Source organism: Micromonospora sp. IBHARD003 (assembly GCF_056106285.1).
The window spans coordinates 7,810,512-7,833,987 of record NZ_JBWBBX010000001.1 but is presented as its reverse complement, the minus strand read 5'-3'; the positions used below and the strand labels follow the sequence as shown (position 1 = coordinate 7,833,987).

Sequence of the window (23,476 nt, the reverse complement as noted above, 5' to 3'; positions counted from 1 at the left end):
TGCAGGCAGTGGCCGGTGCTCTCACCTGACGGAGGGAGCCTGGGCGGGCGGGCGGTGACGCCGAGGGACCTGGGTGATCACGCCGCGGGTGACCCCAGTCGAGCAGATCCAGGACGGCCCTTCCGTCGGGGCCTCGTGTGGCCGGTGGTCCAGGTGGGTTCACAGGCTCGTCAGGATCTGGGGAGACAGGTTCTTGATCATGGTGTTGGTCCATCGCATCTGCCGCAGCGTGCCGGGATGGCAGGCGGAAGCGAGCTCAAGCAGTTCCGTGTCGCTCGTGGCTTGCGCTGCTCCCGCCAGTGCCTCCCAGGAGAGGGAGTTCTCCGTTGCGCCGATATGGAGTTCACGGAGGTCCCGCAGCAGCACGAGGCCCGGTTCGGGGTGGTGCGCGGTTTCGGCGGTGTGCTGCCGGAAGGGGGACAACACGTAGTCGTCGTTCGGCGGCCCGGTGAGGTCCAGTCCGCGGGCGTGGGCAAAGTGCGTCAGTCGCTGCGCGTGCTCGCGGGACCAGCCCGCAAGGTCGGTCGCGACGTGGTGGATCTCGTGCTCGGCGCGGTGACGGTCGGCCATGGCGACGAGGCTCTGGGCCAGGTTCCGTTCGCCCGTGTCCAGAGCACGCAGGACGGTCTCGATGCCGTTCATGATCCGTCTCCGCCTTCGGTGGTGCTGTGGGTGTGTTGGGCGTGCGCCGCCGGTCCGCCGGTGGTCGCGGGCACGTTCCGGGTGCCGGTGGGTGCGGAGGCGGTGGTGGTCGGGGCGGGTGCGACCGCGCCTTCAGCCCGCTGGAGCAGGGTCAGAGCGGCAGCAGCGGTCTTGAAGAGTGGTTGCTTGGAGACGGGGTCCGAGTCGGTGACGGTCGTCTCGTTCGCTGCGCGGCCGGCGGCCCCGCCCTCGGGAACGTATCCGGACGGTGTGTCCCAGTAGCCGTAGTGGAAGGCCGCGATGGCACACCGCCTGCCGCCGGCCGGGTGAGGTGCCGGGGACGGCGTAGGCCGAGGCGGCCGGCCGGGGAACGCATCGCCCCAGCGGCGGGGCATCCCCCGCGGCTGGGCATGCGAAAGGAACAGAACATGGGGCACGGCGGAAACGTGATCGATGAGCTCATGGCCGACCATCGTGAGGTCGAGGAGCTGTTGTCCCGGATCGAGGCGCTGCCGACGGGGGACATCAGGCTGCGTGGTCTGGTGGACGAGGTCACGATCGAGCTCGTGCGGCATTCGGTCGCGGAGGAGCAGTACCTCTATCCTGCCGTCCGCGAGCACGTCGAGGGTGGCGACGAGCTCGCGGACAAGGAAATCTCGGATCACGCCGAGGCAGAGAAGCTCATGAAGAACCTGGAGCAGATGAGGGTCGACGACGCGCAGTTCCACCCCACCCTGCAACGGCTGATGGACGACGTCAGCGCCCACGTCCGCGACGAGGAAGGACGTCTGTTCCCGCGACTGCAGCAGGCATGTACGCCGGAGGCGCTGGAGGATCTGGGCGACAAGATCCGCCGCGCCAAGACCATGGCCCCCACCAGACCGCATCCCTCCGCCCCCGACACTCCGCCCGCCAACAAGCTGCTCGCACCGGGGGCAGGTCTGGTGGACCGCGTGCGTGACTTCGTCACCGGCCGCGGCAAGTCCTGACCTCCGGCCTCGGTGGGGAGCGATCGCTCCCCACCGAGGCCTGTGACGCAGGTCCTTGTCACAGGCGGCGGGGGGCCGCATACGCTGACGCGCCATGCGCGACAGCGCGGCCGGCTCCCGCACGACGCAGGGGCACCGGGCGCGCACCAAGGACGGTTCACATGCCCGGTGATCTCTCGCCACTCATAGCCGCCGCCACACGCTGGCTGCTGACCGCCTTCCCGGCAGCAGCCGGCGCTGTGAACTATGCCCTGGCCGAAGCCCAGGCGCGGCAGGCGGCCACCGTCGCCGCAGCGCTGCGCTATCCCACGACGCTCGACGTCGAACTTCTGAACCTGGTCGGCCCCGGTGGCTCCGACCGGCTGGACTCACTCACGGGAGCCGACCGGCACCCCATGGAGGACGCCGACTACTCCTGGCGCTCCTGGGTCGACGAAACCGTCGTCAGCTGGGCGGCAAACCTGCTCGCCGACCCCCATCTCGCCGCCAGGGCGGAGGCCGCCCTGTCCGCCACCGAACACGGCACCGGCATCGCCGGCGATCCGCGCAGACTGACCATCCCCAGCCCCCGTGATCACCACGCGGCCCCGCTGCTGCGCCACCCCGATCTGCTCAGCCCGGTCACCAGCCTGCATCGCACCGCCCTGCTCAAGCTTCTCGAAACCGAACCGGCCGGGACCTGACCCGAGGCGGTCCGCTCGGGGACCGCCCGTCTCGTCGGGCCGGCTGCTGTCCACACGAGCTTGCTCAGACCAGTTGACCTGGTCGCCCTTACGGCCCATTGCGCACTGGACACCGTCGGGCCGGGAGCCGAGCGGGCGGGACTGCTGCGGGCGTACACGGGCTGCCCTGGGTCATGACCTCCGCGGAGATTCACCGGCACATGACCCGAATCCGCCGTCGATCACCGACGGCGGCAGACCGGCGGCGACCTCGACGGCTGTCGCCACGTCCGCGATCGCGGGCCTTGTCCGGCATTCGTATCCCCCGCGCCGAATTGGTGATGCCGGGTCGCCAACGGAGTGGCAGTGATGAGCGGAGGCCATGGGACGGTTGCCCGTCGGCGCCCCACACACCACAACCGGCACCGAAAGCTGATCCGAGGACGACGGTCAAGGGCCGCACGCCGACGTCGCGCGGCTTCGGCGTGACAGTCGCGGGCATGCCCGGCTCTGCTGGTGTTTCCCAGTGGCGAGGGGAGGCCCGGGGGCGGAAGCTCACATCGGGAACCCATCCTGGCAGAGCCGGCCCTCCGAGGCCGGCAGCTGGAGCTCGAAGGAGCACATCATGCCTGCAGGATCCAGCCCCAAGCGGGAACGTCAGTACGAGCACATCAAAGAAAGTGCTCAGAAGCGCGGTGCCTCCGCCTCCCGTGCCAAGGAAACCGCCGCACGCACGGTCAACAAGGAGCGGGCGCGCTCAGGCGAATCCAAGAGCGCCGGCAAGACCTCCACCCAGGACCGCAAGTCCGCCTCCCAGCGCGGCGGCGAGCGCTCCCACAGCGGTTCGCAGGGTACCCGCGAAGGACCAGCTTTACGAGGAGGCGAAGAACAAGAACGTTGAGGGCCGCTCCTCAATGAACAAGGACGAATTGCGCCGCGCCCTGGGCCGCTGACGCGGCAGCGATCCGGTGCCGGCGAGCGCTCCCTCCACGGCACGCGAACCTGTCCGCCCAACGAACGCTGCTCCGCCGCTCGTTGGTGGTGGAGGGAGAGTCGCCCGGCACCTCAGGCTTGCCGCAGCCCGGCGCGGGAGCCGGCCCCATGGAGGCACCGAAGCGGCCCGAGCCTCGACAGTGACGACGAGGCCGCCCGTCCCCGGAGTTCGGGCCGTCACATACGGTGAGACGCGGCACAAAGCCTGTGCCGCCTGAGCTCTTTTCGGCCTAGAACTGCGAGGGGTGTGTTCACGTGCGGACCTCGGGTACGCGAGCCTAGGGCCGGCCTCCTCGCTTGGGCCCCTTCCTCTGAAGAGGGGACGTCGCTGGTAGTGCCCCTTTGTGGGGGACAGTCACTACCGGCGGCGCATAAAGGCCTTCCGGCCAACGGGTCGCCACCCCTTGCGTGAGGCGTACACCTCGGTGTCGAAGAAGCTGACCGATCTCGGTGTCGGGGCATTGCCCATCTGCGGCACCGACGAACGGCTCAAGGGAATGCTCACCGACCGCGACATCGTCGTGAAGGTCCTCGGAGCCGGCAAGGACCCGGCGCAAGTGAAGGCCGGAGAGCTCGCACAAGGTGAAGCGATCACCATCGGCGCCGACGACGACGCGGACGAGATCCTGCGGACCATGAGCCGGCACAAAGTACGCCGCCCGCCCGTCATCGACGGCCACACCCTGGTCGGCATCGTGGCCCAGGCCGACGTCGCCCGCGCCCTGCTCGACCCCAAGGTCGGCGACCTCCTCGAGGCCCTTTCCACCTGAGATGCACCGGCGTTGACGCATCTGCCGGTGGAGTGCTCGTCGGAGCCGATGAGCAGAGGCTATTCACTGGCAACGGGCCGAGGTAACCGACCTGAGCACCGGTCACCTCGGCCTCTTCGATGGCAGGCAGTCAAAAAGGCCGGCAGTCACGGCCGGAAGTCAAAGAAGGACGACGCCGCCCAGATCGCCCAGCAGGGATACGACGCGCTCGCGGCCGGCAGAAACCGGCGCTGAGAGTGGTCGGCGTGGTCCGAACCAAGGGCTGTCCCGTAATCCCCAGTGGATCAGCGCGCGGCGTCAGATGCATGGGGCCTCCCGAGGCCCAACGGGCCGTGGGGAAGCATCGCCAGGCTGAGAGTCGTCCTCATACTGGGCGTATTCGCATGATTCGACAACTCCCCCAGGCGGTAGCTGAGGGAGTGCCGTAGCCGGCGTCGTGCGCCCGCTCGGGATCACGGGACAGCCCTTAGGGTCGTTCAGTGACGGTGAACAGCCCGCCGTCCGGATCACGCAGCGTAATCCAGCTCTCAGTGCCGGAGGAACCGACGGGCGAGACGGCGGTGCCCTCGAGCTTGGTGGCCGCGCGAACGGCGAAGTCAAGGTCCGGGACGAGGAAGTGGACGTGCCAGCGCGGCCGGACCTGCGGATCCGGGGCCGCTTCGACAGCTCCGCCGGTGATCTGGGCAATGGTTGAGCCCTCGCGCCTCAGGATTACGCGTTCGTCCTCGTAAGTCACCTGGCAGCAGCCGGGCTTGTCGCAGGCCCAGTCAAGGACCTCCGCATAGAACATCGCCGCGTCGAAGGCATCCCGGGTCCGTAGTTCCAGCCAGGCAGGTGCCTTGTCGCTGCCTACTCGCCAGTCGGGAATGACCCTCCCCTGCCAGATACCGAAGACGGCCCCGTCGCGGTCGGCGGCCAGCGCCGCCCGGCCGGTACCGAAACTGAGCGGGCCGACCGCGACGGTGGCACTGCGCTCGCGGATCCCGGCAGCGGCGGCATCCGCGTCATTGACGGCAAAGTAGGGGGTCCATGCCACCGCCACGGACAGCCTGCGGGCCAGAGCTCCGAGACCGGCCACCGGAGCGCCCTCGTAGAAGGCGACGGAGAACTCCTCCCCCAACCGAGTGGACCGGAATTCCCATCCGAGGACCGCACCGTAGAAGTCCTCCGCCGCGCGAAGATCGTGAGTCATGAGACTGACCCAGCAGGGAGCACCGAACACCGAATGACTTGACGTCGACACGACAACCCACCGATCGTCACGCACCCGCCGCTGAACACGCGAGGCTGGATGTCCTCCACGGTACCCCTGACGAGCCGACCGTGGACTCGCACGCCGTCTGACGAGATCCGCCTCGAAGCAGACGGCCGTCTCGAAGACACCAGCCGCGTTTCCCCCATTCCCCTCCGGCTCGCTGACCAGCGCTTCCTCCCGGCAGGCGTGAGCACCGCCACCGGCGCATCATGAAGAGATGGCGAAGGCGACGATCCTGACCGTCGACGACGATCCAGGAGTGTCCCGGGCCATCGCCCGCGATCTGCGGCGCCACTTCGGCGACCGCTTCCGTGTGCTGCGCGCCGTCTCGGGAGACGAGGCCCTCGAAGCTCTGCGCGAGGTCAAGCTGCGGGGCGAGGCGGTGGCCGTCATGATCGCGGACTACCGTATGCCCACCATGAACGGCGTGCAGTTCCTGGAAGCCGCCATGGACCTCTTCCCCCGGGCACGGCGCGTCCTGCTGACCGCGTACGCGGACACGGGAGCGGCCATCGACGCGATCAACGTCGTCGATCTCGACCACTACCTGCTCAAACCGTGGAGCCCGCCGGAGGAGAACCTCTACCCCGTGCTCGACGCCCTCGTCGATGTGTGGGGTGCCGCATCGGACCCGGAGGCCCCCGAGACGAGGGTCGTCGGCCACCGCTGGTCCGCCCCCTCCTTCCTCGTACGGGAGTTCCTCGCGCGCAACCTCGTCCCGTACCGGTGGCTGGCCGCCGATGAACCCGAGGGCGCGCAGCTGCTCGATGCGGCAGGGCTCACCGCAGCGGACGTTCCCCTCGTCGTCACCGCCGAGGGCAAGGTCCTGCACGCCCCCTCCGAGGCGGAACTCGCCGCGCACGTCGGACTGCGCACGAGCCCCACGGCCGACTTCTACGACGTCGTCGTCATCGGCGCAGGCCCGGCCGGTCTGGGCGCGGCCGTGTACGCCGCGTCCGAGGGCCTGCGGACCGTGCTCGTCGAGCGCAGCGCGACGGGCGGTCAGGCGGGGCAGAGCAGCCGGATCGAGAACTATCTGGGTTTCCCCGACGGGGTCTCCGGCGCGCAGCTCACCGACCGGGCACGGCGGCAGGCGGCCCGCTTCGGCGCCGAGATCCTCAGCGCCACCGAGGTGGTCGCCCTGGAGGCCGCGGGATCCGGGCGCGTTCTTCGGTTCGCCGACGGCACCTCGATCGGCGCGCACAGCGTCGTCCTCGCGACGGGTGTCACCTACCGGCGTCTCGCGGGTGCCCAGCTCGACGCCTTCTGCGGCGCCGGTGTCTTCTACGGCTCGGCTTCGTTCGAGGCGGCGGCGTGCCGCGGCGACGACGTGTACATCGTCGGAGGGGCCAACTCCGCAGGGCAGGCCGCGGTCTACTTCTCGCGCTTCGCCGAGCACGTCCACGTACTGCTGAGGGGCCCGGACCTCGCCCGCTCCATGTCGGCCTATCTGATCCAGCAGATCGAGGCCCTGCCCAACATCGAGATCCACCCGTCCACCGAGGTGACCGCCGGCGACGGGGAGGGCCATCTGGAGCGGCTGACTCTGCGGGACAACCGCACCGGGACCCTCACCGAAGTCGGCGCCACCTGGCTGTTCGTGTTCATAGGAGCCGAACCACAGACGCAGTGGCTGGACGGGCTGGTGGCCCGCGACGACCGCGGCTTCGTGCTGACCGGCCCGGATCTGCCCGAGGCGGGCGGGCGCTCGCCCCGCTGGCCGCTGACCCGCGCCCCGTACCACCTCGAGACCAGTGTGCCCGGGGTGTTCGCCGCGGGGGACGTCCGATCCGAGTCGGTGAAGCGGGTGGCCTCGGCGGTGGGCGAAGGGGCCATGGCCGTCACCCTCGTGCACCGCTACCTGGAGGGACAATGACAGCCTCGGTGTCACGGGAGGCGCTCACCCCGGACGAACTGCGCACCCTGTTCCTCTTCGAGGCACTCGAAGACGACCAGCTGGCCTGGCTGGCCGAGCGCGGACGCGTGGAGGTGCGCCAGGCCCGCACGCCGGTGTACACCCAGGGCGAGGACGCGACCTGCTTCTTCGTTCTGCTCTCCGGAACGGTCGCGCTCAGCCGCCAGCTCCACGGCGACGACATCGAACTCGGCCGTAGTGACCAGCGGGGCGCGTACGGCGGCGCCACCCAGGCCTACCTCGGCGACCGGGTCGACCAGGTCTATCCCATGACGATGCGCGCCGTGACGGACCTAGAACTCTTCGTGCTGCCCGCGACCGAATTCGCCACCGCCATTCGCACGTGGTTCCCAATGGCGCTGCATCTGCTCGAGGGCCTGTTCTTCGGGCTCCGCGCCAGCGACATCATCGTGGGGGAACGCGAGCGGCTCGTCGCCCTGGGCTCACTGACCGCCGGCCTGACCCATGAGCTCAACAATCCCGCCGCCGCAGCGGTCCGCGCCACCGACACCCTGCGCGACCGGGTGGCTCACATGCGGAACAAACTGGCGCTCATCGCGGACGGCCGCGTGGACGGCAGACGCCTCCACGAGCTGGTGGAGATGCAGAACGCGGCGGTCGAGCGCGCCCGCAACGCCCCCCAGCTGACGGCGATCGAGGCGGCCGACGCGGAGGACGAACTCGGCGACTGGCTCGAGGAGTCGGGGATGGAGAACGCCTGGGACATCGCCCCCACTTTCGCCTCCGGCGGTATCGACGCCGCCTGGCTCGCCGAAGCCACCGCGGAGCTCTCCGACGACAACCGCCGCGCGGCGGTGGGTTGGCTGAACTACACCGTCGACACGGAGATGCTGATGGGCGAGATCGGGGACGCGGTGCGCCGTATCTCCGGACTGGTCGACGCGGCCCGGCAGTACTCCCAGCTCGACCGCACCGCCCAGCAGCCCGTGGACGTGCATGAACTCCTCGACGCCACCCTGGTGATGCTGAAGGCCAAGATCCCCGCGGAGGTGCGGGTGGTGAAGGAGTACGCCGAGGAGCTGCCCCTTGTCCCCGCGTACGGCGCGGAACTCAACCAGGTGTGGACGAACCTCGTCGACAACGCCCTCGCCGCGATGGACGGCGACGGCACCCTCACCCTCGCCACCTGGCACGAGGACGACCATGTGTATGTCGAGGTGCGGGACACGGGAGTCGGTGTCGACCCCGACATCCGGCCCCGCATCTTCGAACCGTTCTTCTCGACGAAGCCGGTCGGCCAGGGGACGGGCCTCGGGCTCGACATCTCGTACCGCATCGTGGTCAACAAACACGGCGGTGACATCCGCGTGGACTCGCGTCCCGGCGACACCCGGTTCCGGGTCTGCCTCCCGCTGGTCCGGCCCTCGGACGAGGCGCTCTGAGCAGCCAGGGCATGGGCGACCTCCCGGCTGTGAGGTGGGTGAGCGCCCGGCGCTCACCCACCTGCCGGCGCCTTCTGTGACCGCTCCGGCTTCAGCGCGGCGACCGCTCGCCGTGGTAACGCTGGGCGAGCCGGGCCAGGGCCACTGCGCCGAGCAGCAGTCCGAAGTCGCGCAGAGCGATGTCGTAGTAGCCCGGGATGGTCAGCAGGTTGACGATGATGCCGGCGAGCCATCCGGCCACCAGCCAGCCTCCGAAGCGTGGAGCGAGCGCCACGACGAGACCGGCCACGATCTCGATGACACCGACTGCGTACATGGCCGCCTGGGCGCTGCCCGGAACCAGATCGTTGATCCAGGGCGCGAGGTAGGTGGGCCAGTCGACGAGGAGGTTGGTGAACTTGTCCAGCCCGAACAGGATCGGCGCCACGGTGAATCCGATGCGCAGGATGAGGAATGCCTGGTAGCCGGGGTCGCTGAGCGCGGCCCGCCCAGAAGTGGCGAGGGCACCGGTTGTAGTTGCGGACGACATGACGTCCTTCCTTCCGTCCAGCTTCTAAAGACAACTGTCACTAACGATAGAAGCGCGGAACCCTTCTTTAGTCAATGGCCATGGGTTTTACACTGGTGTGCGTGGACCATCCGAAGGAAGCACCCCACCCCGACGTCTCCGCCGTCGCCGCTCTCGACGAGCCGACCCGCAGGAGGCTCTATGACCACGTCGTACGCCGGCCCGAGCCGGTCAGCCGCGACGAAGCCGCGGCCGCCCTGGGTCTGGCACGGCAAACAGCGGCCTTCCACCTCGACCGCCTGGCCGACGAATCACTGCTCGACGTCGTCTACGAACGGCGCAGCGGCCGGACAGGACCGGGCGCGGGCAGACCCGCCAAGCTCTACAGGCGCTCCGCCAAACAGGTCACCGTCAACCTCCCGGAACGGAACTACGAACTCGTCGGACGGCTCCTCGCCCAGGCACTGGAGGAGTCCGAGACCACGGGCGAGCCGGTCCGCACCGTCCTGCACCGCAAGGCCCACGACCTCGGCACACAGTTGGCCGGCCAGAACCGCGCGACCGTGTTCGACCTGCTGGAGCGCAACGGATTCGAGCCCTGCCGTGACGGCGACGCCATCGTTCTGGGCAACTGCCCCTTCCACGCCCTTGCCCGCGAACACACCCAGACGGTGTGCGGCATGAACCTCCACCTGCTCCGTGGCGTGCTGGAAGCGCTCGACGAAAGCGGACTCCAAGCGCAGCTGGCGCCCAGCCCTGGTCGCTGCTGCGTCCGCCTGGAACCGGCCGTGTCCCCGCACACGGCCCCGTAGGCACCACCAATAAGCCACCAGGGCATCCAAGGGCTGTCCTGTCTCACCGAGTCCCGGATGACCACGATCTCCCAGTGACGGAACGTGACGCAGCTCACTCTACGGTTTGCTTGACGGAATTTCTTCATTCCGACGCTTGGATTTATCACATCTCCTCCGTCCAAGCTCCACCCCGGAATTTCCAGCCAAACGAGGAGCGGTCGATTGTTGGTCCAAGCAGGGAACGACACTTCACAGTCCGGCAGACTTCTACTGATCAGCGGACCACCCGGGTCCGGGAAATCCACCGTGGCAGAGAAAATGGCTTCGATCGCCGAAAAGCGAACTGTCCACATACATACCGACACCTTTTACGTATGGATTCGCTCCGGCTTCATTCCGCCCTATCTTCCGGAAGCCGCGCTCCAGAACGAGGTCGTCCAGAACGTCATGACCGACGCTGCATGCGCGTATGCGCGGGGCGGCTATGCCGTCGTCCTCAACGGCATCCTGGGGCCCTGGATGCTGGAATCGTTCCGCATCGCATGCCACGAGCGTGGCCTCGGCCTGTCCTACGTCGTCCTTCGACCGAGCCTGGACGTGGTGCTCTCGCGAGCCACCCAACGCGAGGGGCGGCAACTGAAGGAAGTCGGGCCGATCACCGGCCTGTACGGCGCGTTTGAGGACATCGGAACGCTCGAAAGCTGTGTGGTCGATTCGAGCGTTCAGTCCGTGGAACAGACCGTTGCCGAGATTTCCGCGGGCCTAAGGGCAGACCGTTTCCTTGTCGGGGACCAAGGGCTGTGACCGGAAAGTTCTGGCGGAAAGGCCAGCGCTTCCCGGGAGTACGGTGGAATCCGGGAATACTCGCCGACCCGGGATGACCGTCGCCACTCGCGCTCGGCGTGCTCACTCACAGCGCTCCCCTTCCTGGTCCGGTGATGTCATCAGGACGCGCCGGGCGTCCCAACGAGCGGTGACGGAGTGCCGCCTGTGCGTGCGGGCAATCAATCATCTCCGGGAGGGGTCTGGTCGGCGAGCTGCTCGGCGGCGGCTGTCGTGTCGGCGGCCCGTTTTCGGGCCGCCGACACTGCCCGGTCGGCGTCCTGCAGACGCTCGCCGGCCTCTCGGGCCGCATCCCCGGCTTTCCGGTGTTCGCCTTCAGTCCGGGTCACCTGCCGCTTCAGCTCCGCGAGGTGCTGCTGCACTTCCTTGAGCTCGTCCTGGACACGGTCCGCTTTCCCCTGGGCCATGGCACGGGCTTCCTCCAGGCGCAGCAGTTCACGTTCGGCGTCCCGAGCCTCCTGCTGGGCGCGAGCCAAGCGCTCCAGGCGTTCCGCTTCCTGCCGTTTCCGGCGGCGGGCGCGTGCGGCGTCCAGGTCCCCGACCCGGCCGCCGGTGCTTTTCGATGTGCGCTGCGGCAGGGACGGTGCCTTTGGTGGGGCAGTGGCGGTGTCGGTGGCACCCATGATGCCGGTGAATCCGGTGGGGCCGGTCAGAGGCCTGGTCAGCCTGCCGCGTGCCCATTCATAGCCGGCCTCCGGGTCGGCCAGCACTGCTTGCAGAGTTTGTGCGACCTCTTGCTGGGCGTCCGCACTGATGCTCTGTCCGGCGCGGGCAGCCAGTTGCCCGGCTTGCCGAGCCAGGGCCCCGGTGAGCCGGCGCTGCTGGGCCGACAGTGCCCGCAGCTGCGTCCCGTCCAGATCCCGGTGGGCCTGCCGCAGTGCCTGTCCCAGCTGAAGAAGCCGCTCGACGTCCTCTTGGTGCTCACGTACCAGCAGGTTGCTCGCCCAGGCCGCCAGAGTAGGGCGCCGCAGCCGGCGGATCTGCTCGGCCAGCTTCCGGTCCCCAGCGGCGCGGGCTGCCTTGGCCTGCTCGTCCCGGGCGGCAGTGAACTCACCCGGCGGCACGCCGTACAACTCGTCGGTGACAGCTTCCAGATCCACTCGACCCTCCGCACACCAACCCCTTCTCCAGAGGATTTCACAATCCGGTGACGGGGGCTGGGCGGGCTCTGGTCTCCGATCACGCGGCGCGGGCCTTGCGTGAACCGCCCATGCTCAGCCTCGCGTATTGCGGCCGAGGCCAATGCGCCGCTGGGGCATTCGTTGCAGCCCCGTACCATGCCGGCCCTCCGCTCAGGGCTGTCCCGAAACGGCGTTCACCGGCGTAGCAGCTCGCATACCGTGAGGAGGACGCATCCGCCGGCGAGGGTGAGGGCAACGGTGCGTCGGCGCAGATTCTGGTAGCGCGCCTCGTACTCCGCGCGGAGTTCGGTGCACCGGTCCGCGATGCGGCGGGTGACCGCCTTGGACATCTCAACGCGGGCATGTGCGTACTGCTCTTCGAGCTCGCGGCGCTCGCCGGTGGTGAGCCAGGGCAGCTTCTCGCAGAAGGCGATGGCTTCCCTGCGTGCTGCGGTGAGTTCGGCCTGCCAGTAGAGGTAGCCGTCGAGCTGGTGCAGACCCCGTTCGACTCCGTCGTTGGGAGACGGACGGCTCACCTCAGGTCCCGCCCCGGTCCGCTCAGCCGCCGCTCACGCGCACCGTCGTACTGGAGCTCGGCGAGTTCGGGATGGTGCATGTCGAACGCCGGGGATTCGGAGCGGATCCGGGGCAGGGTGAGGAAGTTGTGACGCGGCGGCGGGCAGGACGTCGCCCACTCCAGCGAACGGCCGTAGCCCCACGGGTCGTCGACCTCGATCTTCTTGCCGTACCGCGAGGTCTTCCAGACGTTGTACAGGAACGGCAGGATCGACAGGCCCAGCAGGAACGAGCTGATCGTGGAGATCGTGTTCAGCATCGTGAAGCCGTCGGCGGCGAGGTAGTCCGCGTATCGGCGCGGCATGCCCTCGGCACCGAGCCAGTGCTGGACCAGGAAGGTGCCCTGGAAGCCGATGAACAGGGTCCAGAAACAGATCTTGCCGAGCCGCTCGTCCAGCATCTTGCCCGTGAACTTCGGCCACCAGAAGTGGAATCCGGCGAACATCGCGAAGACGACCGTCCCGAAGACGACATAGTGGAAGTGCGCGACGACGAAGTACGAGTCGGAGACATGGAAGTCCATCGGGGGCGAGGCCAGGATGATCCCGGTCAGGCCGCCGAAGAGGAACGTCACCAGGAATCCGGTGGCCCAGAGCATCGGTGTCTCGAAGGACAGCGAGCCTCTCCACATGGTGCCGATCCAGTTGAAGAACTTCACACCGGTCGGCACCGCGATCAGGAACGTCATGAACGAGAAGAACGGCAGTAGCACCGCGCCGGTGACGAACATGTGGTGGGCCCACACGGTCACGGACAGACCGGCGATCGCGATCGTGGCAGCCACCAGGCCGATGTAACCGAACATCGGCTTGCGGCTGAAGACCGGGACGACTTCGGAGATGATGCCGAAGAACGGCAGGGCGATGATGTACACCTCGGGATGGCCGAAGAACCAGAAGAGGTGCTGCCAGAGCAGGGCGCCACCGTTGGCCGGGTTGTAGATCTGGGCGCCGAACTTGCGGTCCGCCTCCAGGGCGAGGAGCGCGGCGGCCAGCACCGGGAAGGCGAGCAGGACCAGCACACCGGTCAGCAGGACGGTCCAGCAGAAGATCGACATCCGGAACATCGTCATGCCCGGAGCGCGCATGCAGATGATCGTGGTGATGAAGTTGACCGAGCCGAGGATGGTTCCGAAGCCGGAGAACGCCAGCCCCATGATCACCATATCCGCGCCCACGTTGGGCGTGTGCTGGGCGTCCGACAGCGGCGGATACATGAACCAGCCGAAGTCCGGTGCGCCGTTCGGAGTGAGGAACGCGGCCAGCGCGATCAGCGAACCGAAGACGTAGAGCCAGTAGGCGAACATGTTCAGCCGCGGGAACGCCACATCGGGGGCACCGATCTGCAGCGGCATGATCCAGTTCGCGAATCCGGCGAACAGCGGCGTCGCGAACATCAGCAGCATGATCAGGCCGTGCATCGTGAACGCCTGATTGAACTGCTCGCTCGACATGATCTGCATACCGGGACGCGCCAGTTCGGCGCGCATGAACATCGCCAGAAGGCCGCCGACGCAGAAGAAGGCGAACGACGTGGTGATGTACAGCGTGCCGATGGTCTTGTGGTCGGTGGTGGTCAGCCACGTCACCACCACATTGCCGGGCAGCCTGCGCCGGGGCGGGACCTCGTTCTCGTACGAGTCGTCAGCCAAGGTGCTGGATGAGGTCTCGGGATGCATGGCCACGCGGGCTCCTGGCGTACTCAGCCTCAGCGCCGATCCCCGGCCGGTTCACCGGGTCAGCGCACACTTACGATGCCTTTCTCCCGCACGGGGACGTGCGACCCCCCGCCCCGCACCCTCAAGTCACCTGATGGGAGGCACGATCTGGGCCACTCGGCGTATTCGGGGCGGGCGGCGCCTGGCTCCGGTGCCGGTGTCATCCCCGGCGAGCCGACGACCGGCACCGGGCCGACAGGTGGGGTCGTCCCGGCCTACGGCTGCGCCGAGGTCCGGCGGATGAGGAGCAGGGCGATGTCGTCCGTGCGCGGGGTGGTGGACATCGCATGCTCGATGAGGAGCTCGGCGAGTTCGTCGGTGGTCCGGTGCCGTCCCTGTGTGAGGCAGGTGGCGAGAGCGGCGAGGGCGGTGTCGATGTCGGTGCCGGGGGTCTCGACGAGTCCGTCGGTGTAGAGGACGAGCACCGCGCCGGGGGGCATGGGGATCTCTGTCGTGGGGTATTGGGCGTCCGGATCGATGCCGAGGAGGAGGCCGGGGAGCAGTTCGACGATCTCGACGCGGCCGTCGGGGTGCAGGAGCAACGGTGGGGGGTGGCCGGCGCTGGAAACCAGGCCCCGGTGACGGTCGAGGTCGAGGTGGGCGTAGAGGCAACTGGTGAACAGGCCGGGCTCGAGGTCGGTGAGAAGTCCGTTCGTACTGGCGAGGACGTCCGCAGGGGGTGTTCCCGCGACGGCGTGCGTGTGCACGGCGGTGCGGACCTGCCCCATGAGAGCGGCGGCCTGGATGTTGTGGCCCTGAACGTCGCCGATCGCGGCGGCGGCAGCCGTGGGGCCGCACCGGATGAGGTCGTAGAAGTCGCCGCCGATCTCCACGCCGTGGCCTGCGGGCAGATAGCGGGCGGCCACGTCCAGTCCGGGGATGCGGGGAAGGCGGTGAGGGAGCAGGCCGGTCTGCAGGGTGCGGGCGAGTTGGTGTGCGGAGTCGTAGAGGCGGGCCCGGTCCAGGGACTGGGCGATCAATCCGGCCAGTGAGGTCAGTACGGCTCGTTCCCTGGGCGGGAAAGGACGGGCCTGGTCGTACGAGAGGACGAGCGAGCCCACGGGGCGGCCGGAGGCGATGAGGGGGAGGAAGGCCCAGGCGTCCCGTTCGCCGTAGCGGGGGGCACCGGGGTAGGCGCGTTCGAGGTCGTCGAAGGAGCCGAAGAACTCGGCGACGCCGGTGTTCAGGGTGTGCACGTTGGGGGTGCCGGCGGTCAGGGGCATGCCGTCGAAGCGGCTCATGAACTCGCTGCTGTAGCCGCGTTGACCGATGATCCGCAGCCTGCCCTCCTCCACCGTCATCAGTGCCAGGCCGCGGGGGCCGAAGCCGGGAACGAGCTGATCGGCGACGGCCTCGACGATGTCGTTGACACCGGCGGTTTCCGTCAGGGCCGCTGCCAGGTGCATCAGGTGGTACAGCGCGCTCGCCCCACCGGGCTCGGTGGCGGGCGGCAGGGGTCCCGGCAGTGGGGTCGCCTGGGTCGGATCGCTGGTGAGGGGGGTGATCTGGACACTGATGCCGCGGTCGTCCGGGTAGAGCTGGAAGCCCAGCCACTGGTCCGGCGGGCGCAGTGCGGTGAAGGACGTGGGCCGCCGGCTGACCACGGCCGCACGGTAGTGGTCTTCGAAGACGGGTTCGTTCATCCACAGCAGCGCCTCCCAGGGCCGGGCGCCGCGCAGTGTCGCCGCTCCCGCGCCGACCAGGTCGGCCCCCGCGGTGTTGATGAAGGTGATCCGTCCGTCCATGTCGAGGGCGCAGCACCCGACGGGGATGCGCTGGGCGAAGTCGAGTGCGGCCATGGCCTCGTCCGGGCCGGGCTCGTGGGTGCGTCGTGGGAGCAGTACATGTGGCTCGTCCCCGGTGTGCAGCGGCTCGCCACCATCGGCCGCCTGCTGCAGATACGCCGCGGCACGGCGGCAGCCCCTGGCGATGACCTCACGCTCCCGCGGGCTGAGCGCGACCGGGTGCCAGGTCGGCCACAGCAGCACGAGCCCGCCCCACACCCGGCTGTCGCAGGTGAAGGGGGCGGCAGCCAGCATGAAGTCGTAAGGGAGGACGATTCCGAGCCCCGGATAGCGGCGCGCCACCTCTTCCTGGCTGGAAAGCCACACCAGACGGTTCTCCCGGATCGCGTCGGCCAGGGGGATCGAGGCGTCCAGGGAAACGCGGGTCCAGGGAGCGGTGAGCCTGGGCACGACGCCCGAGACGACCGCGAGCCGCAGCATCCGCTCCCCCGGTGGCAGTACATACGCCATGCCGACCGAGGCGCTGCTCCTGTGTACGACCTCGGCCAGGACGGCGTCGAGCCCTTCCGGCTCGGAGCCGGACCCGGCCACCGAGGAGCCGGAGGTCTGGGCCATACGGGTCACCCGGCCTTCCGCCGGTGCACCGACCGGCGACACCCCCGGAGCCATCGCGTCGGTACGGGCGTCGGCACACTGCGGCAACCAACCCGAATATCACCCATAACCGGACAATACGCCCACAGCCTCCGTCGGGCCGACGGGAGCTGGACCGGCAAGGCGTCGGCCCCTCGTATCCGGGCCCGGAAGAAGCCGCTGGGCCTGCGGGCCTGGCGCGGCGACGGCCGGACGGGTGAACCGGCGGGTTCAGGGTAGTTGCGCTCACGTATCTGCCCAGAACGGAGGCCGTGCGGGCAAGACCGCCCACGGCACGGCGCGGACGAGCAGGATCGCTGCCGGGTGAGGAAGGCGGTGGACGAATGGTGATTCGGCATCCCGCGGACCGCGGTGGTGACACACGCGGCACCTTCGAACGGCTGGCGGAGGTGGCGTCTCGTTTCACCAGCTCACCGGTGTTCTTCGGGCTGTGCCTGGCCTTGGTGGCCGGGTCCGTCGCCGTGCACGTCGCCGGCCTCGGCCTGGAGTGGCAGGTGCTCGCAGGGAGCTGCATGACCTCGGTGACGCTGCTGCTGCTGGCACTGCTGAAGAATTCGGAGCTTCGGGCCGAACGTGCCATCCAGCGCAAGCTGGATGCGATCGCCGCCGCCATGCTCGAGGCGAGCGAAGGCGAGCCCGGTGAGGCGCACGAGGATCTGGAGGCGGCGATCCGGCTGGAGGAGGAAACGTAACCCGCGCCGTGGCGGTGCGGCTCCGCCATGACGCACACCGGCTCCGGCTCCGGGTGGGCGGCGCTCGGGTGGGCCACACGACCGACTACCGCTTCGGTCCCGCGACAGCGTAGGCCGCGGTACCGACGACAGCGAGGACCAGAGCCGTCCAGGTGGCGGCGGTGGTGCCGGGCGGCAGCATCATCCAGCCGGCAACCTCCAGCGCAACGGTCGTCGGAGGCGGGGCGAAGAGGGAGAACGACAGCCACGCGATCGGCAGCGTCCACGCGTACTGTGCACCGCACACCGCCGCACCGAGGGCGGTGAGCCCCATCAGTCCCGCGCTGTCACGGACGAGGAACGCGGTGGGGGCGAAGCCCTCGCCCACGCCCTGCGCCACCAGCAGCGCCCCACCGACGCACACGCCGATCAGCAGCACGTGCGCCGCCCTGCGCGGCACCCAGCGGATTGCGGCCGTGCGGTCCAGCGCGACATCCTGCCCGCCGAGCCCGATCGACGCCGCCGTCACACCCGCGACCAGGGCGAGCAGGGGCATCTGCGGATCACCCGAGGCCGCGCCGGCGTCCCGGGCGAACGCCCACACCACCAACGCACTGATCAGCACCGTGGCGAGCGAGGCGGGCACCTGCCGTGAGCGTGCGTACAGCGTCAGCCATCTCACTGGGCCTCACCGCCGGAGAGGCCGGGGAACAGGTCGGGCTTGCAGGAGAGGGAGGCGGCGTGCATCTCGTTGATCTGCGAGCGCTGCTTGGCCGGCGGCAGTGCCTTGAGCTTCTTCCACAACGGGTCGGCGGTCTCGTGCACGTCCTTCGACGGGTGGGCTGTGCCGCCGAGCGTCTTGAAGTCCCCGAGGATCCAGCCCGCGGCGATGCTCTGCGCGGCGAGTTCGTATGCCGTGCCGCTCTGGCTGACGGTGCGGGGAGCGCAGTTCGGCGCCAGACCCTGGCCGAGCAGGGCCCGGGTCAGGTCCTCGCCCTTCGCGTCGGCGATCATCGCGTCGTCGAAGTCGATGATCACCGCTTTGCGGGAGCGTTCCGGCGCGGCGTCAGCGTCCTGGATGGTGGCAGCCTCCCGGATGGAGACCGGTGCCTCGCCGCCCAGGGTTCCCCTCAGCAGGCTGAGCGCCTTCTTTCCGGGGCCGACGAGGTCGGCGAGCCGTGCCTGGTGCATCGTCGTCACGCACACCGGGCCGTCACACACCATCGTGGCGGCGGCCTCGTCGACGACATACGTACGACGCGGTTCCGCCGGGAGGACGAGCAGCGCGATCGCCGAGCCCGCCAACAGGGGTGCCAGGGCGAGCAGGCGGCCCCGGGGGGACGCGGAGACCAGCAACACGAAGCCCGTCGCGGCCATGCCGAGGAGCCAGAACGTCTGTCCGATGTGGACGGACGGGGCGAGTGTGAAAAGCGCCTCCCGCACCTGCGCCACCGCCGGTGACAACAAGGACAGGCGGTTCGGCACCATGGGCTCCGGCACCGCCGTGTTCTCGAACGCTCGCAGCAGGTTGGTCGCCACGAAGGCACCCACGGCCAGCACGGGCGGAGTGAGTGCGGAGGGAAGGACTCGACCTGCACCCATGCCCAGCATGGCTCCCGCGACGAGGGCCAGAACCGCCACCAGAGAGATCGGCAGCCATCCGAAGTGCGTGTACTCCGCTTCGGAGAGCACCTGGACGGAGGGGAGGAGGACCAGAAGCGCGAAGGCCACCGACAGTGTGAGCGCTGTGGCGCCGGCCAGATGGACCGCGCGGTGCGGGGCCGGCCGCGGTGTGCTGGTCAGCAGTTCGGCCATCTTCGAGCGACGGTCACGCAACCCCTGGAGCGCCCCGAGGCCCACGGCGAGCGGCCACAGGACGACCAGCAGGGAACGGGTCCACATGGCCATGGACGTCCACTGGGCCGTCCACCGGGCGGTGCCGTTCCACCACATGCCGGGGATCAGATACAGTACGCCAGTGCGATCGCCAGGATGGCGATACCGGCCCAGGGTGCGACGGAACGCTTCAGTTCGATCCGCAGGACACGCGTGTTCACCAGGCGCCCCTTCCCTGCTCGGAGTCAAGCAGCGCGGAGTATCCCCGTTCCAGCGGGCTGTCGCCGACGTGCTCGGGGGTGCCCGCCGCAGCCAAATCGTCCGGGGTGCCCTGGAACACCAGCCGGCCTTCGGCGAAGAGCACCACGTCGGTGCAGGCGGCAGCCACATCCTCCACCAGATGCGTGGAGACGACGACGCACGTGTCCTGGCCCAGCTCCTGCAGCAGTTCCCGAAAGCGCAGCCGCTGCGCCGGGTCGAGTCCGACCGTCGGTTCGTCCAGCAGCAGGATCGACGGGTCGTTGACGATGGCCTGCGCGATGCCTACGCGTCGCACCATGCCTCCCGAGAGGGCTTTCATCCGCTCGTCGGCACGGTCCGCAAGGCCGACTCGCTCCACGGCACGCTGGACGGCCGCGGGGATGTCGGCCTTGGGTACTTCCTTCAGCCAGGCCATGTACTCGACGAACTCGCGCACGGTGAAACGCCTGTAGTAGCCGAACTCCTGGGGCAGGTAGCCGATCCGCCGGCGCAGCGCACGATGTGCGCCCATGCCGCCCGGTGTCTCCCCGAGGAGCGCAAGTGTGCCCTCGGTAGGGGGCAGCACGGTGGCCATTGCCCGGATGAGGGTGGTCTTTCCCGCCCCGTTGGGGCCGAGCAGACCGTGTACGCCGGTACCGAGCGACAGGTCGAGCCCGTCGACGGCCATCCGCTTCCTGCCGACCCTGACCTTCAACCCGGTGGCCTGGATCTGCCAGGCGTAGGTCGTCGGTGCGATGTCGGCCGCGCTCACCGCGCGCATCATGTGGGGTTCCTTTCCGATGGTCAACGATGGGCTCCCAGCGCGGAGTACGCGCCCTTGCGGACGATCACGACACCGATGCCGAGCGCGAGGATCAGTCCCCATACAGGCAGACCGCTCAACTCCAGGACGAAGGCGGTGCGTTCGGTGGCCAGGGTCGGTATGACGACGACCGCGGCCCACACGGCCACCATCGCCAGCGCGGCACGGGTCACGCCGATGACGCCGCCGAGCGCCAGCGTCGTCGAGGTGAAGGCCAGACAGGGCAGCAGCCACTGCGCGGCCATGACCCCCGTCGCCCAACCACCCATGGACAGCGCGGGGACAACCACGACGAGCACGGTCGCGGTGCGCCTCAGCACCAGGTCGAGTCCCGCCCGGGGCATCGAGGCCGTCAACTCGTAAGCCGGGTCGAAGCCTCGTGACCAGGATGCCGCGACGCCCAGTACGGGAAGGACCGGGGCCAGCAGCAGCACGAGCGACACGCGGTCGAAGCGGGTGCCGACCATGTCGAGCATGATCGCGGCCAGTGTCACGCTCAGGACCATGGCCAGCCACGGCACCATTGTCGGTGTCATCCACCTCGACAGACTCGCCGACCAACGGCGCCTGCGGGGCATCGCGGCGACGGCGGTCACGAAGGGGTCGAGCTCGGACCACACACTCTCGACCAACGCCGCAACGAGCGGCGCCTGCGCGGTCACGGCGGCCGACAAGCGGTCGCGGCACAGCCGGCACCCCTCCAGATGAGCCTCCAGGGCCCACACCTCGTCGGCGGCGATGTCCGTATCGCCGCGTGCGTAGCCGTCGATGATCCGCGTCGACGCGTGTTCCACGCTCACGACAACGCCTCCCGCATCACGGTCCGGGCCCGTCGGGCACGGGTCTTGACCGTGCCTTCGGGCAGTCCGAGCAGGACGGCGGTCTCCCGGACGGACAGCCCGTCAAGAACCATGGCCTGCAATACCTGTCTGAGTTCCGGTGCCAGGCGCCGCAGTGCGTCCCCGACGTCACCGCCGACGGCCGTCGCGAGCGCCTCCTCTTCGGCGGCGGGCGCCGCGGACCGCGGAGCCGCCGCGGGAGGCGGCTGCGCATGGTGGGCCCGGCGCCGGAACGCGTCCACGAGCCGACGCGCCGCGATCGTCCACAGCCAGCCGACGGCCGTCCCCCCGGCAGCGGCCCCCACGAACGCACCCGCCGCGCGCCACACCGCCAGATAGGTCTCCTGCATGACTTCGGCGACGACCTGCTCGTCGGCGCAGCGGCGGTGCAGCCGCACCGCCATCCACGGCGACGTACGCCGGTACAGCTCCTCGAAGGCGGCACGGTCACCCCTGGCCACCATCCGGACGAGACGTTCCTCATCCAGCTCGTGGAGAGCTTCCCTCACTGATCTCACACCCGCTAGACGCCCCGACCGTACGGCAGGTTTTCCCTTTCCTGTGGCCTCCGTCACACAACTGCCGCCCGAGGCCGAGGTCGTCACATCGCGTCATGCCGCTCGGGGAAGCGTCCGGACCACGTTGTGCACCCGGTCTGCCGACACCCCCGGTTGTTGCGTCGCTGCCTCCTGACGTATCTTGACGCTCAATTGAACGCGTTCAAAGTGGAGGTGTCGGCGGTGGCCGGATGTCAGAGGGTGTCGGCGCGGCAATGGGGATGGGCTGTGGCCGGGGCTGTGGCAGGAGGAGCCGCGCTGGCCCTCACGGCACTGCTCGCCCCTACGCGCTCCTGGTCTGGTACTTCGGGGTCCCTGGGGTCACGGCCGCCGTCCCGCTCGTGATGCGAGGCCGCCCGAAGGTATTTGCCCGGACCTGCTACGCCGTTGGAGTGGGACTGCTGGTCTGGTCACTGCTCGGCGCCGTGCTGGGCATGGTCCAGCTCGCCCTGGAGGCTCTCTTGCTGCTCGTCGCCGCCTTCGCGGACGCCGACCTCCAGCGCACCAAGACCTGGAAGGAGTCCCCGGACACACAACGCGGTCGAACGCTGCATAAACCGGCTCAAGCAGTGGCGCGGTCTGGCCATGCGAACGGACAAACTCGCGATCGCCTACCAGGCCGCACTTCGTCTCGCCGCCATCCTCATCCGGGTCCGGCGATGGCCCGTCCACACTGCCCGGCCGTTTCCCGGCCGGCACAGCGGCGCTACACCGCATGGGTCCTCCTGAGCCGGGGTTGATCGGCCCGACTCGGCCGCGCACGATGTTCTCATGCGGATACTGATGCCCCTGCCCGACCATGACTTTGACGTCACGGAGGTGGCCGTCCCCTGGCAGATACTCACCGAGGCGGGCCATGAGGTGGTCATCGCGACGGAGCGTCAGGGAGTCACCCCCGCCGCTGATCCGAGACTGCTGGACGGGGTCCTCTTCGGCAGGCTCGGCGCCGAGCCGGAGCCCAGGCAGTTCTACCGCCGGATGGTGGCCGACCCACGCTTTCGCGGTGTTGTTGCCTGGCAGGATCTCGTCGCCGCCGACTACGACGGACTGCTGCTGCCCGGGGGTCACGCCCGCGGAATGCGGCAGTATCTGGGATCGGCGGTGCTGCAGCGGAAGGTCGCCGAATTCTGGCAGCTGGGACGACCAGTCGCGGCGATCTGCCACGGGCCGCTGGTGCTCGCCCGCGCGCAGGACCCGGCTACCAACCGCAGTGTGCTCCATGGGCGCCGCACCACCTGCCTGCCCAAGTATCTGGAACGATCCGCCTATCTGCTCACGGCCTGGCGCCTCGGCCGCTACTACCGCACGTACCCCGCTTACGTGGAGGACGAGATCACAGCCGCCCTCGCCTCGCCGTCCGACTTCCGGCGCGGCCCCCGCACGCTGTCACAACGGGACACGGCCACCGACCATCGCCCGTCCTTCGTCGTCGAAGACGCCAACTACCTCTCAGCACGCTGGCCCGGCGACGCCTACCTCTTCGCAGGACGGTTCCTCACCATGCTGGAGAAGGCCGCCCGCACCTGACACCGACACCGCCCCATGGCCGGCCGCTCCTTCCGCAGCGACTTCAACACGTTGCGACCACGGCCGCGCAGCTGTGCGGGACACACGCGGGCACGCTGGCCTCCACTGGTGATGAGTGCGTTCACCGAGGACATCGGGTCCGTGCCCATGGACTTCGCCACCAGGGCGCCGACGACCAGCGGGAGCAGGGCCGCGGCGATGGCCGTACCCGTCGTGGTGACGTGCTGGATGCGGGGTGCGCGCGATGCCTCGGGATTCATGGCTCCCATTCCAGCCGTCCGTATGACGGCAGGGATCGGGTGACGTACTCACAGCCGGTGTCCTGAGGTACTCAGATACCTGCCACTGTCCTGAGGTACTCGGATACACGGAGGCGGCGGCCCCCACCGGGCGTCG

At 69.0% G+C, this 23,476-nt stretch carries 25 protein-coding genes; 11 read left to right on the top strand and 14 right to left on the bottom strand.

Annotated features, from left to right (window positions below):
• Positions 1 to 159: 159 nt before the first annotated feature.
• Positions 160 to 642 carry a hypothetical protein gene (locus tag ACTWOL_RS34095; protein WP_474300749.1) on the bottom strand — a complete coding sequence of 161 codons (483 nt, stop codon included), beginning with the start codon at positions 640 to 642 and terminating at the stop codon, positions 160 to 162.
• Positions 639 to 1,079, bottom strand: coding sequence for a hypothetical protein (locus ACTWOL_RS34090; protein WP_474300748.1), 441 nt, complete (start codon positions 1,077 to 1,079; stop codon positions 639 to 641). Before ACTWOL_RS34090 ends, ACTWOL_RS34095 begins: the two co-directional genes overlap by 4 nt.
• Here ACTWOL_RS34090 and ACTWOL_RS34085 point away from each other — a divergent pair.
• From ACTWOL_RS34085 to ACTWOL_RS34070, 4 genes are all read left to right on the top strand, one after another.
• Positions 1,071 to 1,631, top strand: coding sequence for a hemerythrin domain-containing protein (locus ACTWOL_RS34085; protein WP_474300747.1), 561 nt, complete (start codon positions 1,071 to 1,073; stop codon positions 1,629 to 1,631). The two genes, ACTWOL_RS34090 and ACTWOL_RS34085, sit on opposite strands and share 9 nt — an antisense overlap.
• A gap of 161 nt (positions 1,632 to 1,792) precedes the next feature.
• Positions 1,793 to 2,314 carry a hypothetical protein gene (locus ACTWOL_RS34080; protein WP_474300746.1) on the top strand — a complete coding sequence of 174 codons (522 nt, stop codon included), beginning with the start codon at positions 1,793 to 1,795 and terminating at the stop codon, positions 2,312 to 2,314.
• A gap of 604 nt (positions 2,315 to 2,918) precedes the next feature.
• A complete protein-coding gene (locus ACTWOL_RS34075; RefSeq protein WP_474300745.1) occupies positions 2,919 to 3,194 on the top strand; it encodes a plasmid stabilization protein in 276 nt (91 codons plus the stop codon).
• 496 nt (positions 3,195 to 3,690) lie between these two features.
• A complete protein-coding gene (locus ACTWOL_RS34070) occupies positions 3,691 to 4,056 on the top strand; it encodes a CBS domain-containing protein (protein ID WP_474300744.1) in 366 nt (121 codons plus the stop codon).
• A 466-nt stretch (positions 4,057 to 4,522) separates the two neighbouring features.
• On the opposite strand, the gene ACTWOL_RS34065 is transcribed toward ACTWOL_RS34070, so the two are convergent.
• Positions 4,523 to 5,248 (bottom strand): VOC family protein, encoded by a 726-nt coding sequence (locus ACTWOL_RS34065; protein ID WP_474300743.1) that lies wholly within the window; start codon positions 5,246 to 5,248, stop codon positions 4,523 to 4,525.
• A 280-nt stretch (positions 5,249 to 5,528) separates the two neighbouring features.
• On the opposite strand from ACTWOL_RS34065, the gene ACTWOL_RS34060 reads away from it, so the two are divergent.
• Positions 5,529 to 7,187 carry an NAD(P)/FAD-dependent oxidoreductase gene (locus tag ACTWOL_RS34060; RefSeq protein WP_474300742.1) on the top strand — a complete coding sequence of 553 codons (1,659 nt, stop codon included), beginning with the start codon at positions 5,529 to 5,531 and terminating at the stop codon, positions 7,185 to 7,187.
• On the top strand, positions 7,184 to 8,629 hold the full coding sequence (locus tag ACTWOL_RS34055) for a sensor histidine kinase (RefSeq protein WP_474300741.1): 1,446 nt from the start codon (positions 7,184 to 7,186) through the stop codon (positions 8,627 to 8,629). Before ACTWOL_RS34060 ends, ACTWOL_RS34055 begins: the two co-directional genes overlap by 4 nt.
• A gap of 91 nt (positions 8,630 to 8,720) precedes the next feature.
• Here the strand turns inward: ACTWOL_RS34055 and ACTWOL_RS34050 are convergent, their stop codons facing one another.
• Entirely contained in the window at positions 8,721 to 9,158 is a 438-nt protein-coding gene (locus ACTWOL_RS34050; RefSeq protein ID WP_474300740.1) for a DoxX family membrane protein, read from the bottom strand.
• Between the two features lie 101 nt (positions 9,159 to 9,259).
• Between ACTWOL_RS34050 and ACTWOL_RS34045 the strand changes: the two genes are divergently transcribed.
• Both ACTWOL_RS34045 and ACTWOL_RS34040 read left to right on the top strand, forming a co-directional pair.
• Entirely contained in the window at positions 9,260 to 9,949 is a 690-nt protein-coding gene (locus ACTWOL_RS34045; protein ID WP_474300739.1) for a helix-turn-helix transcriptional regulator, read from the top strand.
• A 204-nt stretch (positions 9,950 to 10,153) separates the two neighbouring features.
• The gene (locus ACTWOL_RS34040) at positions 10,154 to 10,735 is read left to right on the top strand and encodes an AAA family ATPase (RefSeq protein WP_474300738.1); all 582 of its coding nucleotides are present in this window, start codon (positions 10,154 to 10,156) and stop codon (positions 10,733 to 10,735) included.
• Positions 10,736 to 10,935: 200 nt separating this feature from the next.
• On the opposite strand, the gene ACTWOL_RS34035 is transcribed toward ACTWOL_RS34040, so the two are convergent.
• The 4 genes from ACTWOL_RS34035 to ACTWOL_RS34020 all read right to left on the bottom strand — a co-directional run bounded on the left by ACTWOL_RS34035 (position 10,936) and on the right by ACTWOL_RS34020 (position 16,548).
• Positions 10,936 to 11,874 (bottom strand): hypothetical protein, encoded by a 939-nt coding sequence (locus ACTWOL_RS34035; RefSeq protein WP_474300737.1) that lies wholly within the window; start codon positions 11,872 to 11,874, stop codon positions 10,936 to 10,938.
• Between the two features lie 215 nt (positions 11,875 to 12,089).
• Positions 12,090 to 12,431 (bottom strand): hypothetical protein, encoded by a 342-nt coding sequence (locus ACTWOL_RS34030; protein WP_474300736.1) that lies wholly within the window; start codon positions 12,429 to 12,431, stop codon positions 12,090 to 12,092.
• The gene (gene ctaD, locus ACTWOL_RS34025; RefSeq protein WP_474301312.1) at positions 12,428 to 14,149 is read right to left on the bottom strand and encodes an aa3-type cytochrome oxidase subunit I; all 1,722 of its coding nucleotides are present in this window, start codon (positions 14,147 to 14,149) and stop codon (positions 12,428 to 12,430) included. The genes ACTWOL_RS34030 and ctaD overlap by 4 nt, the downstream gene beginning before the upstream one ends.
• 254 nt (positions 14,150 to 14,403) lie before the next feature.
• The gene (locus ACTWOL_RS34020; RefSeq protein ID WP_474300735.1) at positions 14,404 to 16,548 is read right to left on the bottom strand and encodes a SpoIIE family protein phosphatase; all 2,145 of its coding nucleotides are present in this window, start codon (positions 16,546 to 16,548) and stop codon (positions 14,404 to 14,406) included.
• A gap of 362 nt (positions 16,549 to 16,910) precedes the next feature.
• Between ACTWOL_RS34020 and ACTWOL_RS34015 the strand changes: the two genes are divergently transcribed.
• On the top strand, positions 16,911 to 17,279 hold the full coding sequence (locus tag ACTWOL_RS34015) for a low affinity iron permease family protein (RefSeq protein WP_474300734.1): 369 nt from the start codon (positions 16,911 to 16,913) through the stop codon (positions 17,277 to 17,279).
• An 85-nt stretch (positions 17,280 to 17,364) separates the two neighbouring features.
• Here the strand turns inward: ACTWOL_RS34015 and ACTWOL_RS34010 are convergent, their stop codons facing one another.
• From ACTWOL_RS34010 to ACTWOL_RS33985, 6 genes are all read right to left on the bottom strand, one after another.
• The gene (locus ACTWOL_RS34010) at positions 17,365 to 17,940 is read right to left on the bottom strand and encodes a hypothetical protein (RefSeq protein ID WP_474300733.1); all 576 of its coding nucleotides are present in this window, start codon (positions 17,938 to 17,940) and stop codon (positions 17,365 to 17,367) included.
• Entirely contained in the window at positions 17,937 to 19,211 is a 1,275-nt protein-coding gene (locus ACTWOL_RS34005; RefSeq protein WP_474300732.1) for a hypothetical protein, read from the bottom strand. Before ACTWOL_RS34005 ends, ACTWOL_RS34010 begins: the two co-directional genes overlap by 4 nt.
• Positions 19,212 to 19,311: 100 nt before the next feature.
• On the bottom strand, positions 19,312 to 20,115 hold the full coding sequence (locus ACTWOL_RS34000) for an ABC transporter ATP-binding protein (RefSeq protein WP_474301311.1): 804 nt from the start codon (positions 20,113 to 20,115) through the stop codon (positions 19,312 to 19,314).
• Positions 20,116 to 20,138: 23 nt separating this feature from the next.
• Positions 20,139 to 20,957 (bottom strand): hypothetical protein, encoded by an 819-nt coding sequence (locus ACTWOL_RS33995; protein ID WP_474300731.1) that lies wholly within the window; start codon positions 20,955 to 20,957, stop codon positions 20,139 to 20,141.
• Positions 20,954 to 21,460: an RNA polymerase sigma factor gene (locus tag ACTWOL_RS33990; protein ID WP_474301310.1), complete on the bottom strand. Its 507-nt coding sequence runs from the start codon at positions 21,458 to 21,460 to the stop codon at positions 20,954 to 20,956. The genes ACTWOL_RS33995 and ACTWOL_RS33990 overlap by 4 nt, the downstream gene beginning before the upstream one ends.
• A 503-nt stretch (positions 21,461 to 21,963) precedes the next feature.
• Positions 21,964 to 22,107, bottom strand: a complete 144-nt coding sequence (locus ACTWOL_RS33985) for a hypothetical protein (RefSeq protein WP_474300730.1) — start codon at positions 22,105 to 22,107, stop codon at positions 21,964 to 21,966.
• Positions 22,108 to 22,324: 217 nt separating this feature from the next.
• Between ACTWOL_RS33985 and ACTWOL_RS33980 the strand changes: the two genes are divergently transcribed.
• Positions 22,325 to 23,080 carry a type 1 glutamine amidotransferase domain-containing protein gene (locus ACTWOL_RS33980; protein WP_474300729.1) on the top strand — a complete coding sequence of 252 codons (756 nt, stop codon included), beginning with the start codon at positions 22,325 to 22,327 and terminating at the stop codon, positions 23,078 to 23,080.
• 111 nt (positions 23,081 to 23,191) lie between these two features.
• Complete coding sequence (locus ACTWOL_RS33975) at positions 23,192 to 23,383, top strand: hypothetical protein (protein WP_474300728.1); 192 nt, start codon at positions 23,192 to 23,194, stop codon at positions 23,381 to 23,383.
• Positions 23,384 to 23,476 lie beyond the last annotated feature (93 nt).